The sequence below is a fragment of the Paenibacillus sp. FSL M7-1455 genome (assembly GCF_038004655.1).
GTDB lineage: Bacteria > Bacillota > Bacilli > Paenibacillales > Paenibacillaceae > Paenibacillus_AQ > Paenibacillus_AQ cookii.
In genome coordinates this window covers 3,127,418-3,139,203 of record NZ_JBBORO010000001.1, presented here as the reverse complement: position 1 = coordinate 3,139,203, position 11,786 = coordinate 3,127,418, and the positions used below count along the sequence as shown (strand labels likewise).

The window sequence follows — 11,786 nt, the reverse complement described above, 5'->3', positions numbered from 1 at the left end:
ACTTGTATCAAGCGATTCAAGAACTGAACAAAGAAAAAGGTTACGCAATTAAGAAGTTGTGTGCGTTAGCAGGGGTTGCTCGATCTGCCTATTACAAGTGGTTAGGTTGGACGCCATCTACCAAGGAACTTGAAATTCAAGTGCTAGCCAAAGAAGTAAAGCTTCGTTATGACAAGCGAAACGGAATACTTGGCTACCGCCAAATGCGTACTCAATTAAACCGAAAGCTCAAAAAGCAGTACAACAAAAAGCGCTATTACCGAATTATGCGTGCGCTTGGCCTCAAAGCAGTCATTCGTAAGAAACGACCAAGCTATATGAAAGCCCCAGAGACCCATGTCGTTGAAAATGTAATGAACCGTAACTTTGAGGCCCAGTCTCCAAATACAAAGTGGTGTACAGATGTGACAGAACTGAAGTATGGAAATGGCCGCAAAGCCTATTTAAGCGCCATTATCGATGTATATGATAACTCCATTGTTTCATGGGTATTAAGCCATTCCAACAACACTAAACTCGTGGTGGATACGCTGAAGCAGGCTTATGAGAAGAATCCCGGTGTAACCCCACTCCTACACAGCGACAGAGGTTTCCAGTACACGTCCCACGAGTATAATCGGCTCCAACTAAAGTATGGATTTATGAAAAGCATGTCTCGTGTGAGCCGATGCTTGGACAACCAACCTATTGAGCGCTTTTGGGGTACTTATAAATCGGAAAGTTATTATCTTACAAAGCATGATACCTATGAAGACGTCCTGAAAGATGTTAGCAATTATATTCGCTATTACAATAACCATCGCTATACAGAACGTTTAGAGGGTCTGTCACCCAACGAATACAGGCGAGTTGCATAAGGAAGATCCCTCAGTTCCGTTAAACAAACTGAGGGATCTAGATAAACTATTTTTGTTTTTTTACACTGTCCACTTGACAGGGAGCACTTCAATCCAGAGCGGTCGGCTGCTTTTTTCGTTTTTCCCGCATCCAAAAGTCACGAAACAATAAACAATTCATCACAAACGATCAACTACCATGAGATGCCCCCGGAAAACATGGTAAACTAGAACGCAAAGGTGGGATGTTCATGAGCGATTTGCCTACGATCCTGGTCGTAGACGACGACCCGAGTATCGTCGAACTTTTGAGGGATTTTTTGGAAAATGACAATTTTAATGTTATAACCGCATACGACTCCGCTCAGGCATGGGCCGCGTTCGAGCAGGGGGCGATAGACTGCATGATTTTGGATATCATGATGCCGGGACAAAACGGTTTTGAGCTCTGCCGGCGGATTCGGGCGGAAAGCAGCGTTCCGATCCTTTTTTTGAGCGCCCGCGGAGACGATGTGGACAAGATCAGGGGGCTGACCCTGGGCGGCGACGACTATATCGTTAAAACCGCTTCGCCCGGCGAGATCGTTGCCCGGGTGAAAGCCGTATTGCGGCGATCGTCTAACCGGCAGCCTATAGAGGCTAAGATGTTGGACTATGGCCGCCTCAAGCTGAATCTTACGGCCAGGGAAGTCCTGGTAGACGGTCAAAGCGTCGTACTGACGCCGAAAGAATATGAGTTGTTGAAATTGTTTGCCGAACATCCCAAGCATGTTATTTCATATGAACAACTGCTTGCCAAGTTTTGGGACGGGGTGGGAGATAAGCATACGATTCGGGTTCATCTCAGCCGGCTGCGGGAGAAGATCGAGGCGGACCCGAACAGCCCGCAATTCCTGGTTAACGTCTGGGGAGTAGGCTACCGCTTCGAGGGAGGATAACATGAGAACGCTTCGCATTCGTACGTTTACGCTGCTCTGCTTTTTCTTCATCCTTACGGTGCCGTGGATTTTCTATGTGACGGCTCACTTTATGGAAACCAACACGTTTAGTTTTTCTAAACAGGGGCCGCAAAACGAAATTCAGCAAAGAAATTTGAACGAAACGATCCGCATGATCGAATCGAACCCGGGGGAATGGCAAGACCCCGAATGGCAGCGCCGACTGGATGCGCAGCTGCGGCAAGCAAAGATGGATGCGGTCATCACATCCGCCTCGGGCCGGGAAATATACCGGTCGAATGCCGCGCGGCGCGGAACGATGTCGGCGGCCGAACGATTTTCAATCATCGAGAACGGCCGATTGATAGGAAAGGTTGCCATTTACATGCCAAAGTCCCTCGGAGTCGGGGGGATGTCGATCCTTGCCGGATTGCTGCTGGCCATTTTTGTCGTCGGAATGGAGATGCGAAGATTTTTGCTGAAGCCCTTGGAAAAAATGAGCTTGGCGGCAAGGAGGATTGCGGCAGGGGATGAGGACGTCCGGCTGCCCGGCTCCAGGATCGCGGAAATCGCCGAAGTGCGCGACGGTTTTCAAGTCATGTTGGAGGGCCTTGAGCAAGCCTCCCGGAAACAGGCGGCACTGGAAGAAGAACGGCGGTTCGTGGTCGCAGCCGTCGCGCATGATTTGCGGACGCCGCTTTTTGCTTTACGGGGGTATCTGGACGGTTTGGAGCAAGGCATCGCAAGGTCGCCGGAGAAAATGGCCAAATATTTGGCGGTCTGCAAGGAAAAATCGGCGCAATTGGACCGGCTGGTAGAGGACCTGTTTGCATTTGCCAAAATGGAATACCTGGATACGAAACTAAACAACGGGATCGTGAATCTGAGCCATGTCCTCCGGAAGTCCGTCGAAAGCGTGAATCCGTATGCCCGGCAAAAAAGCATTTCGATATCGAGCTATGCCGAGGAAAATTGCTTCGTCAGCGGCGACGGGCATTTATTGGAGCGGGCTATGAGCAATCTTTTTGATAATGCGGTCAGGCACACGCCTCCCGGTGGCGAAATTCGCGTCGAATGCGCTAAAGATGGAGATCGGGTCAAATTTGCGATTCGCGATACGGGGCCGGGCTTTTCTGCGGAAGAGTTGGAGCGGGTATTTGAACCTCTTTACCGCGGCGAAAGTTCCCGAAACCGTTCGACCGGAGGCAGCGGGTTAGGGTTAACCATTTCGCAGAAAATCGTCCGCAGGCATGGAGGCGATCTGGAGGCGGGGAATCATCCGGAAGGCGGGGCGCTGCTGACGGGCTTTATGCCTGCGGCCGATTCGGATTCGCCAAACATATGTGCAGAGGCAAGCAACGCTAAAAAGGAGCCCAGGGCATTCGTGCCTTGAGCTCCTTGCGTCTATTTTGACCGGGAGCCTGATATGCTCCATGAGGACTCGAATCACTTCGCGCCGCGATTGGTAAAATAAAGCGTCTGAGGTCCGGCGGCGCCGCCGGTCAGGCTAAGTTCGGCCGCCACGGTCTTGCCTTTTTTGTTGACCGTGAACTCGGTGAATTTCCAGGCTTTCTGGTAGTTTACGAACGGCGATTGCAGCAGGTCCTTGCCCCAGCCGATGACGTAATGCCCGGCGCCGCCCGACGGGTTATCATATACCGAGATGACCCGCTTCGCGTCCTCTTCGTTATGGATGGCGACGTTCAGGCGGTACATGACGCCATAGTTCCCGTTGTTGATGGCGGTACCGCCGTCGACCGCGTTCCAGCCTTCCTCATACTCGCCCGGCATGCTGTCGCTCCATGGGCCGTAGGCCGCCGAGGAGATGCGGATCAGCGAGTTGCCGCTCGAGGTGTTGTACTGAAGCGTGCCGGTCCGGTCCATATGCGGGAAAGTGCCGCGGACATGCATGTCCTTCGGCAGGATCGGAACGTCGATCGGGTTGGCCGGCTGTTCCTTATAACCCAGCGTCGTGACCGTCACTTTGGCGTCCTTATGCCCCTGCTGCGTATAAGCGGTAAAATTGGCGATGCCGCTTGCGGTATGCGTATGTTCCGTTTGGGCGGTCAGGTAGTAGCTTTCGCCCGGCTGCAGGATCGCTTCCTTTTTCTGCGCCGCTTGGTCGCCCATGAAATCGGCAAGCGCGTTTTGTCCGGCAACGTCCGGGTAATAGTCCGTGGCAAGACCGATTCCGTTCGAAAACAGCATGACGAGCTCATCGGATTCGTTGGTCACCGCCACGGCCACGGTAAGCGGTTCGCCGGTCATATTTTGATGATGCCAAAACACCCGGAACGATCCCGTCACCGAGTCCCGGTAATACGCGCCTTCCGTCTTCGGGGATTCCGGCGAGTCGCTCAGAATCAGGGGACCGCCCGTACCGGTCAGGACCGGTTTGTCCATCGGGACAGCAGGTTTCAGCGATTCGATCGGCACAAGCTCGGCCTCTTCGGCCAGCGCCGTCGCCGATCCCGACAAAAACAAGGTGCCCAACAGTCCGATTTGAAGCAGCCATTTCGATCTTTTCATCTCATTTTCCCTCCTGAATTTGGTTTGTCATCCTTCCAGGTGGCGATCATGCGATTGTTTTCGGATGTTTAAGATCTTCGCTGGCATGGGGCACATTCCTTTTTTTGCCTTCTGATGCTAAAGAATCATTTCGCGGCTTGAATTGTTCCATTGTCCTCTTTTACGAAAAGAGGGGACTTTCGGCCAATTCCCCCCATAGCTCTCGCAAGGTTTACTTGTTGGTATTTTTATGAAAACGCTATCATTTTGTCCTGCCTCTCAATGGGAGACGTTTGGTGCTTTCGGCGCAAAAAAAAGAACCCAAAGCCCTACACGGCTCGGGGTTCAACTCTCAGAACCAGAACGGAGCGTCCTTGAAGGTTCCGGCGCGAAGAAACGTGAACAGACCTGCAAGAAGGTTGAGCAGCGGGGCGGTGATGACCACGCAGGTTTGTTTCTTGTTTAGATTCACGGGATCAAATACAAGCGGGAGGAGCCATTTCAGCGAAACGAAAAACCATGCGCCTTGGGCCATTCCGAGCAGCATGAGCTTCACGCCTACCTGGCGTGCCGTTTCCGGATCCGGGGAGGCAAACGCCAGGTGGCCGGTCGTCCGCAAGCTTTCGAAGGAAAGGAGCAAAATAACGGCTAAAATGCCTAGGGTAGAGAAGATTTTGATCAGATCAATGCGGGTCTGTTTACCTTTTGCAAGCTTGGATAACCGCTCTCCTTGAAAACCGATCAGAAAAAAGACGAAGCCGATGATGATGCATGAACCCATGAAGGTAGCAACAATCAGGTTGACTCCGATGTTCAATAGTTTCAGTACAAGTAACATTTCATTTTCCGCCTGTATTTTAGTTCAATATCATTAAAGTAATCGTAATGGAAAACCCAAGCCATGTCACGATAAATCATTCCAATAAGCGGTTGATGTCCTAAGCTGCCTACCGAATGGATTGACGATACCTGCTGGGCGATACCCCGACATGCCTGGCGAACAGTTTGGCGAAATAGCTGTGATTGCAAAAACCGACAAGCTCCGCGACCGTCCCGATTTCATGGCTGGGGTCGGCGAGAAGCCTTTTGGCCTCCTGCACCCGGTGTTTCATGATGTATTCCATGACGGTGCAGCCGGTCGTTTTGCGGAACAGCCGCGAAAAATAATAGGGACTTAAATGCACGTGATTGGCGATGTCTTCGACCTTAAGCGGGCATGAGTAATGGCTTTCGATATAGGAAACGGCGGTTTGGATCTCGCTCGGGTACCCAAGGCGTGGATTCGACAGCCGCGTCGTGATCCGGTCAATGTTGCCAAGCGCCATGTCGGTCAATATGTTCGTAAGGATGCATGATGCGCTCAATTCCATGCCTGCCGGTCGGTTTTGAAACAACTCGAACAGATCCGCGAAATGTTTTTTCATCCGCTCCGGATCACCCGTACGGAAAATGGGGTCGTCCATACCGCCGAGCATATCGAAATATTCTTTGGCCTGGACCCCGTCGAAGCGGACCCATATCAGCTCCCAAGGATCGTGGGGGTTGGTGTGATATTGATGTTTTTGCGTCAAATCCAAAAAAAAGATATCGCCCGCTTATTCCGTAACAAGGCGAACAGCCGAACCAGCCTTCTGGCGTGCTCGCCAAATATGCCCGATTGGTAACATCGGCTTCTAAAGGCGCGGTTACGGATGCTTTTGAATAACAGCGCATTCGATCATCCGATGAAGCCATAGAAAACCGCTAATAAATTACGCGAAGGTTTGTCGCGACAAACTCTTCCCGCTTGCGGGGAAGAGTTTGTTTTTTTGAAATTCCAAAGAGACGGATATCCATGATATGTTCCGCAACTTTCCCAAACCAAAAAGCGTTTAACGAGTACGGGCACCTTGCATCCGAATGGAGGTTGTTCCAATAGGTCTCGAACCGATGGACGGCCCATTGGCCGGCGCAGGGAATCGGCTGGAATCTGCAAGTGAAAAAAAGTACTATCAAGTAAAGGCTTTGCTTTCAAGGATCGATGGCGAGAGGGGGAAGATGTACCGTGTCATAGGTTTATTTGGGGTACGATAATCACGGCCATTGGAGTCAGTATCATGTTAGGGATTACCGTTGCTTCCTTGACCAAAACGACAACGACGGACGACCTATTTTTGATACCTGAAGGTTTCGAGGGCGACATACAGGTCAATTACAACGTTGCGGGCGCGCCAAGGCTTGCAAAAGAAGGCAAATACGATGTCATTCCGATCCGGGCGGACGGGACCTACGATACCTCCAATCCGGACATGGAATACGGAACGGTAACGGACCAATATTTTTATGTCGGGAAAGACGGGAAGAGAACGCCGATCCCTGAAAATTGCATTCATGTGAAAGGAAACGGCGCCTCCGAAATCGGTTCGAACATTACGAGACACCAATACCTGAAAGTCACGCGTACGACGTGCAGCGAAAATTTCAGGGTCTGGGGAGAAGAAACGGACGGGGCGCGCTGAATCGGCGGTACCTCGAAAAAGACGGCAGCGTCCCCGGTTCGGTATTTCGTTTTCTGAAGGAACTTATGTGCTCGATAACAAGCGTCTTCCACGGGCCGGGAGGCGCTTTTTGAGCTTCGTCAAAGCGGTCTTATCCATTGGATTTCGGTTTGGATAGGGCGAAAGCTCATATCATGATTCGACCATTTCGCCGCCGCCGACGTGAAGAATTTGACCCGATACATACGAAGAATCGTCAGAGGCCAAATAAACATAGGCGGGTGCCAGCTCAAAAGGCTGCCCCGCTCGTTTCATGGGCACCTCTACGCCGAAATGTTTGACCCGTTCCGGAGAAAAAGAAGCCGGGATGAGCGGAGTCCATATGGGGCCGGGCGCGACGCCGTTGACGCGGATTTTTTGGTCTGTCAAATTCAGGGATAACGAACGCGTGAACGATACGATGGCTCCCTTTGTCGAAGAATAATCGATCAACGTTTTTTCTCCTCGATAAGCCGTCACGGATGCGGTGTTAATGATCGAACTTCCTTCCTTCATATAAGGCAGCGCCGCCTGGGTCAAATAAAAAAAGGAGAAGATGTTGGTGCGGAACGTGAATTCAAGCTGTTCCCCCGATATGTCAAGGATGCTTTTCCGGGGAAACTGGACTCCATGGTTATTGACCAAAACGTCGATTCTGCCAAAAAAACCGGCGATTTGTCCGATCGCCTCACGGCATGCTTTTTCTTCCTTCAAATCGGTAGAAATTAAAAGACACCGTCTTCCCAGCTGCTCGATTCTGTTTTTCGTATCGGCTGCATCTTGGTGTTCGTTATAGTAGACGATGGCCGCATCCGCGCCTTCCTTGGCGAATGCGATCGAGACGGCGCGCCCAATCCCGCTGTCTCCTCCCGTTATCACCGCGATTTTGTTCGCAAGTTTTCCGGATCCCTTATAATAGGGATTTTCAGCGATAGGTCGAGGGTTCATGACCGATTCAATTCCCGGCTGCCGATCCTGCTTTTGCGGCGGAAACGTGATCGGGACCTGTTTGCACTGCACCTCCGAGCCGTAATACGGGTAAGATGGATACATGCCCAATTTTCCTCCTTGGAACGGTTTTAACTGCTTCCAGAAGATGTCGAACTCGTAAAAAACGGTGAACATGGGACGGAGACGGGTACACACACTTGTGGGTACGACGGGTCCTTCCGTTTTTTCGGTTCCCGATGGCTTTGTAATTTTATGTAGAACGGCCTGGTCATTATGTTACAATTGCAGATTCGCAGATTTTTGGTTCCTCGAAACATATCTCCTCACAAATATAGTGAAATATCCTAAGCTGACCAAAGCCGGAGCATCAAAAGAAAGGGATCGGTAAAATGATCCTGGCTGCGATTACGGGGTTTTTGGAAGCGAATGCGCCTGAGAACCGGAGATCCCATTGATTTCTTGAATGATGGGATCTTTTTTTCTATGAATCTTTAGCCTGCTTCATGAACTCGCGCAGCCGATAAATTCCTGAGCGGATATCCTCCGGCTCCAGATGGCCATACCCTAACAGCAGCTTGTTATGATGCTCGCCTTTCCGAAGGCAGTGGTGTTCCACCGGCGCAATGCGGATCCCGTTCCGGCGGGCATCGTCCCGGAAAGCATCGTTAAAAACCATCCCGTCAAATTCGACGGCCAGATGAAGACCCGCGGCATCCCCCCAGGGGCGCCACCCGTCCCCAAAACAATCTCCTAGCGAATCCAAAAGAATTTGGCGGCGCTGCTTGTATATTTTCCGCATTTTTGTGATATGCCGGTCAAATGTTCGGGTACGCAGAAACTCGGCTAACGCGGCTTGTTCAAACGGTGGATTCTGGACGTCCGTATACGTGCGCAGCCTGCGCCAGCGCTTCTGCAGTTCCCGCGGGACAATGACATAACCGATGCGGAGCGCGGGAAAAAGAACTTTGCTGAACGTTCCGATGTAGATGACCCGCTCGGGAGCCATCGCATAAAGGGGGGACGCGGGTTCCCCGTAATACCTGAATTCGCTGTCGTAATCGTCTTCGACGATGTAACTGCCGCAGGAGCGGGCGAAACGAATCAAAGCGGTCCGCCTTGACGCCGGCAGGATGCCGCCGAGAGGAAATTGATGCGAAGGCGTGACGTATACCGGACCGGGCTGCCCTTTGCATAAGGTCTCGGTCCGGATTCCTTGCGCATCCACCGGCACGGGGACCACCGTGTATCCCTTCCGGATGAACGTCTGAATCATCTCGATATTGCACGGGTCCTCGACCAGCATGAATTGATGTTCCGCATACAAAAGGTCGGAAACCAGGTGAAGCGCCTGCGTGGCGCCGGCCGTAATGAATATGTCTCCGGCATCGACGGCGATTCCTTTGCTTCGCATAAGCCAGGAGGCAATCTCTTGACGCAATTCGAGCAAACCTTGAGGTCCGGTATAACCGAGCAAATCGGCCGGCATCCCGCTCAATGCCTTTTGGAAAGCACGCTGCCAAACATAACGCGGAAACAGGCGCAAATCCGGCTGGCCTGTCTTAAAATCGGCCCGGATTAAAGGCGCAGCCTCCGGTTCGCTCCGCGTTCCTGCCGCATCGTTCCGTTCCCGGTTCAGGATCAGCCCTTCGGCCACCCGGGTGGGCGCCCCTTGCCGGCTTTCCGCGTAACCCTCGACAATCAGCATTTCGTAAGCTTCGTTCACGGTATTCCGGGAAACGGAAAGCGCCTTGGCCAATTCGCGCGTGGAGGGAAGCGGGTCGCCCGCTTTCAGCGTTCCGGCCAACATCTGATCCCTTAAGTTTTGGTAAATTTGCCGCTTCAATGAAATATCCAGGTTCCGATTCAAATTCATTCCCCACATGCGGTCCTCCAACTGGTTCGTAAAATCTATTGCCGAACTGGTTCTTTTGCATACCAGTATATTCCACTATGATTGTAACAGTCATTTTGGATCCAAACCACTATTTCGGGGGAAGTGAAGCAGATGGAACGTATGAAAGGATTTTTTTATTTGGGGTGCGCATTCGGGCTGGCCGGCACCTCCGTCGTCGCCGCAACGTTTGTGAACGGGGATCTGGGGACGTTTACGATCACATCCGTAAGCCTGCTGATTTCGCTGGTTTGTCTGCTGCCGTTTTGCTCAAGGAAGCTGCTTAGGACGATTCGTTCGCTCGCGGCAAGGGATTGGGTCCTCCTGTTCAGCCAGGCGGTGTTTGGGGTCTTTTTGTTCCGGATGTTTCTGCTCCTTGGGCTCGCCCGGACAAGCTCGTCGGAGGCTGGAATATTGACGGGCGCAACCCCGGCGATCACCGTCCTGTTCGCCATGCTGCTGCTGCGCGAGAAGACGAACGTCACGCGCATCCTCGGGGTGCTTTGCACGGTTTTCGGGATCCTGCTTATTCAAGGTTTGTTTTTGCCGGGCAGCCGTTTTACTTATGAACATCTCCAAGGAAATCTTCTGGTCCTTTGCGCCGCGGCGTGCGAGTCGTTGTTTAATGTCCTTTCCCGAGCGGCTGCTGCCTTGCGCGTCAATAAACAACAAAACATTCATCCGGCCGTGCAGACCGTGTTGGTATCCGCGATGGCATGGACGATCAGCTTCATCCCGAGCTTGTCGGAGCATCCGCTGGCGTCATTGGCGGGGATCGGCTGGCAGGAGTGGCTGGCTTTAGTTTGGTATGGCCCGGTTGTGACCGCGCTTGCGTTTGTTTGCTGGTATGCGGGAATCCGGCGCTGCAGCGCATCGACGGCCGCCGCTTTTTCGGGCATGATGCCGTTTACGGCCTTGATATTATCCGTCTGGCTGCTGAAAGAAGAGACCGGTTGGCATCAATGGATGGGCGGATTGCTGGTCATAGCTGGAATGGTCCTGATCGGCAGCATGCGTACCGGTTCGCAAGCGGAGAAGGCGCAGCGGTCCATAACGTCGCCCAAGGGTAACAACCCGTCAAACCGGATGGCGTCTTATCAAGCAAAAGACTAAGTACAGCGGCGAACGTCACAAGCCAAATGCCCAATAACTCCAGCCTTCAAAATTTCCGAAGTTGCGCCCGTCATCAGTTTTTCCTCCTTCAGGGAACTTTTGACGGGATTTTTTTTGCGAAATGGATTGAAATTAATGTATTGATTGAATATAATACAAGACATAACAATTAAAAGCGTTTTCATTAGGAGGTGGAGCCATGAATATTGCAGGAATGAACATTACGTACAGGCATTATCCGTTCGAGCATTTTCTCGATTCCATGACAGAGCTGGGCGTAGAACACATTGAGCTGTGGGCAGGCGAACCCCATTTTTACGTGTATCGGGGAGGGATTGGCCGATTTAGGCGCATTAGGAAGGAGCTCAGGTCAAGAAACATGAAGGTGGTCTGCTATACCCCCGAACAATGCGTATATCCGTTTAATCTCGCGGCCTCCGATCCGGAATTGCGGCAGAAAAGCGTGGATTACTTCGTCGAAAATGTATACGCTGCGCTGGAGTTGGACGCCGACATGATGCTGGTCACTTCCGGAATCGGGAGCTTTCATGCAACCGTCGAGGAATCCTGGAAGTATGCCGCCGACTCGATCGGTCAACTGTCCAAGCTGGCCGAGCGGGAGGGAGTCATGCTTGCTTTGGAGCCTTTGACCCGCTTCGAATCGAACCTCATCACCGATGTCAAAGGCATTCAAAGCATGATGGACGAGATCCGGTCACCGGCACTAAAGGGAATGATCGACACCGTCGCGATGCAGCTGGCCGGGGAGACGCCGGAGGATTATTTCTCCACGCTGCCGGAGCTGTGCCATTTCCACCTGATCGACGGGGACGGAGCGACGGACGCTCATCTGGCTTTGGACGACGGGGCGCTGGATTGGAGAGGTTATCTTGACAGTCTCAAGAGGCATGGGTATCAAGGCACCTGTACTTTGGAAATCATGGGATTTCATTATTATCAGGACCCGCACGATACCGTCATGCATTCGGTCCGAAAAATAAGGGAACTGGGCATCTAATCATCTTGATTTGGA

General features: G+C 52.0%; 11 protein-coding genes. 6 read left to right on the top strand and 5 right to left on the bottom strand.

All coding sequences use genetic code 11. The features are described from left to right. Positions 1–2: 2 nt before the first annotated feature. From NYE48_RS14505 to NYE48_RS14495, 3 genes are all read left to right on the top strand, one after another. Positions 3–857 carry an IS3 family transposase gene (locus NYE48_RS14505; RefSeq protein ID WP_081872853.1) on the top strand — a complete coding sequence of 285 codons (855 nt, stop codon included), beginning with the start codon at positions 3–5 and terminating at the stop codon, positions 855–857. Positions 858–1,087: 230 nt separating this feature from the next. After that, entirely contained in the window at positions 1,088–1,774 is a 687-nt protein-coding gene (locus tag NYE48_RS14500) for a response regulator transcription factor (RefSeq protein ID WP_036715429.1), read from the top strand. A gap of 1 nt (position 1,775) precedes the next feature. Further along, complete coding sequence (locus NYE48_RS14495; RefSeq protein ID WP_340999162.1) at positions 1,776–3,167, top strand: sensor histidine kinase; 1,392 nt, start codon at positions 1,776–1,778, stop codon at positions 3,165–3,167. A 53-nt stretch (positions 3,168–3,220) separates the two neighbouring features. On the opposite strand, the gene NYE48_RS14490 is transcribed toward NYE48_RS14495, so the two are convergent. The 3 genes from NYE48_RS14490 to NYE48_RS14480 form a co-directional block, all read right to left on the bottom strand. Beyond that, positions 3,221–4,303, bottom strand: coding sequence for a hypothetical protein (locus NYE48_RS14490; RefSeq protein ID WP_340999161.1), 1,083 nt, complete (start codon positions 4,301–4,303; stop codon positions 3,221–3,223). A gap of 331 nt (positions 4,304–4,634) precedes the next feature. Then, positions 4,635–5,120: a hypothetical protein gene (locus NYE48_RS14485; protein ID WP_340999160.1), complete on the bottom strand. Its 486-nt coding sequence runs from the start codon at positions 5,118–5,120 to the stop codon at positions 4,635–4,637. A gap of 109 nt (positions 5,121–5,229) precedes the next feature. After that, complete coding sequence (locus NYE48_RS14480) at positions 5,230–5,868, bottom strand: helix-turn-helix transcriptional regulator (RefSeq protein ID WP_341000663.1); 639 nt, start codon at positions 5,866–5,868, stop codon at positions 5,230–5,232. Between the two features lie 510 nt (positions 5,869–6,378). On the opposite strand from NYE48_RS14480, the gene NYE48_RS14475 reads away from it, so the two are divergent. Next, on the top strand, positions 6,379–6,780 hold the full coding sequence (locus NYE48_RS14475; RefSeq protein WP_340999159.1) for a DUF6843 domain-containing protein: 402 nt from the start codon (positions 6,379–6,381) through the stop codon (positions 6,778–6,780). A gap of 171 nt (positions 6,781–6,951) precedes the next feature. Here NYE48_RS14475 and NYE48_RS14470 read toward each other — a convergent pair whose 3' ends face one another. Both NYE48_RS14470 and pdxR read right to left on the bottom strand, forming a co-directional pair. Beyond that, on the bottom strand, positions 6,952–7,851 hold the full coding sequence (locus NYE48_RS14470; protein ID WP_212951255.1) for an SDR family oxidoreductase: 900 nt from the start codon (positions 7,849–7,851) through the stop codon (positions 6,952–6,954). A 379-nt stretch (positions 7,852–8,230) separates the two neighbouring features. After that, complete coding sequence (gene pdxR, locus NYE48_RS14465) at positions 8,231–9,622, bottom strand: MocR-like pyridoxine biosynthesis transcription factor PdxR (RefSeq protein WP_340999158.1); 1,392 nt, start codon at positions 9,620–9,622, stop codon at positions 8,231–8,233. Between the two features lie 132 nt (positions 9,623–9,754). Here pdxR and NYE48_RS14460 point away from each other — a divergent pair, with 132 nt between their 5' ends. Both NYE48_RS14460 and NYE48_RS14455 read left to right on the top strand, forming a co-directional pair. Beyond that, a complete protein-coding gene (locus tag NYE48_RS14460) occupies positions 9,755–10,753 on the top strand; it encodes a DMT family transporter (RefSeq protein WP_340999157.1) in 999 nt (332 codons plus the stop codon). A gap of 199 nt (positions 10,754–10,952) precedes the next feature. Then, complete coding sequence (locus tag NYE48_RS14455; protein WP_340999156.1) at positions 10,953–11,771, top strand: sugar phosphate isomerase/epimerase family protein; 819 nt, start codon at positions 10,953–10,955, stop codon at positions 11,769–11,771. Positions 11,772–11,786: the final 15 nt, after the last annotated feature.

What these genes read in the sequence shown, in the direction of transcription:
- NYE48_RS14500 (WP_036715429.1), top strand. Translation starts at nt 1,088, where the DNA reads ATGAGCGATTTGCCTACGATCCTGGTCGTAGACGACGACCCGAGTATC.
- NYE48_RS14495 (WP_340999162.1), top strand. Translation starts at nt 1,776, where the DNA reads ATGAGAACGCTTCGCATTCGTACGTTTACGCTGCTCTGCTTTTTCTTC.
- NYE48_RS14490 (WP_340999161.1), bottom strand. Translation starts at nt 4,303, where the DNA reads ATGAAAAGATCGAAATGGCTGCTTCAAATCGGACTGTTGGGCACCTTG.
- NYE48_RS14485 (WP_340999160.1), bottom strand. Translation starts at nt 5,120, where the DNA reads ATGTTACTTGTACTGAAACTATTGAACATCGGAGTCAACCTGATTGTT.
- NYE48_RS14475 (WP_340999159.1), top strand. Translation starts at nt 6,379, where the DNA reads ATGTTAGGGATTACCGTTGCTTCCTTGACCAAAACGACAACGACGGAC.
- NYE48_RS14470 (WP_212951255.1), bottom strand. Translation starts at nt 7,851, where the DNA reads ATGTATCCATCTTACCCGTATTACGGCTCGGAGGTGCAGTGCAAACAG.
- pdxR (WP_340999158.1), bottom strand. Translation starts at nt 9,622, where the DNA reads ATGAATTTGAATCGGAACCTGGATATTTCATTGAAGCGGCAAATTTAC.
- NYE48_RS14460 (WP_340999157.1), top strand. Translation starts at nt 9,755, where the DNA reads ATGGAACGTATGAAAGGATTTTTTTATTTGGGGTGCGCATTCGGGCTG.
- NYE48_RS14455 (WP_340999156.1), top strand. Translation starts at nt 10,953, where the DNA reads ATGAATATTGCAGGAATGAACATTACGTACAGGCATTATCCGTTCGAG.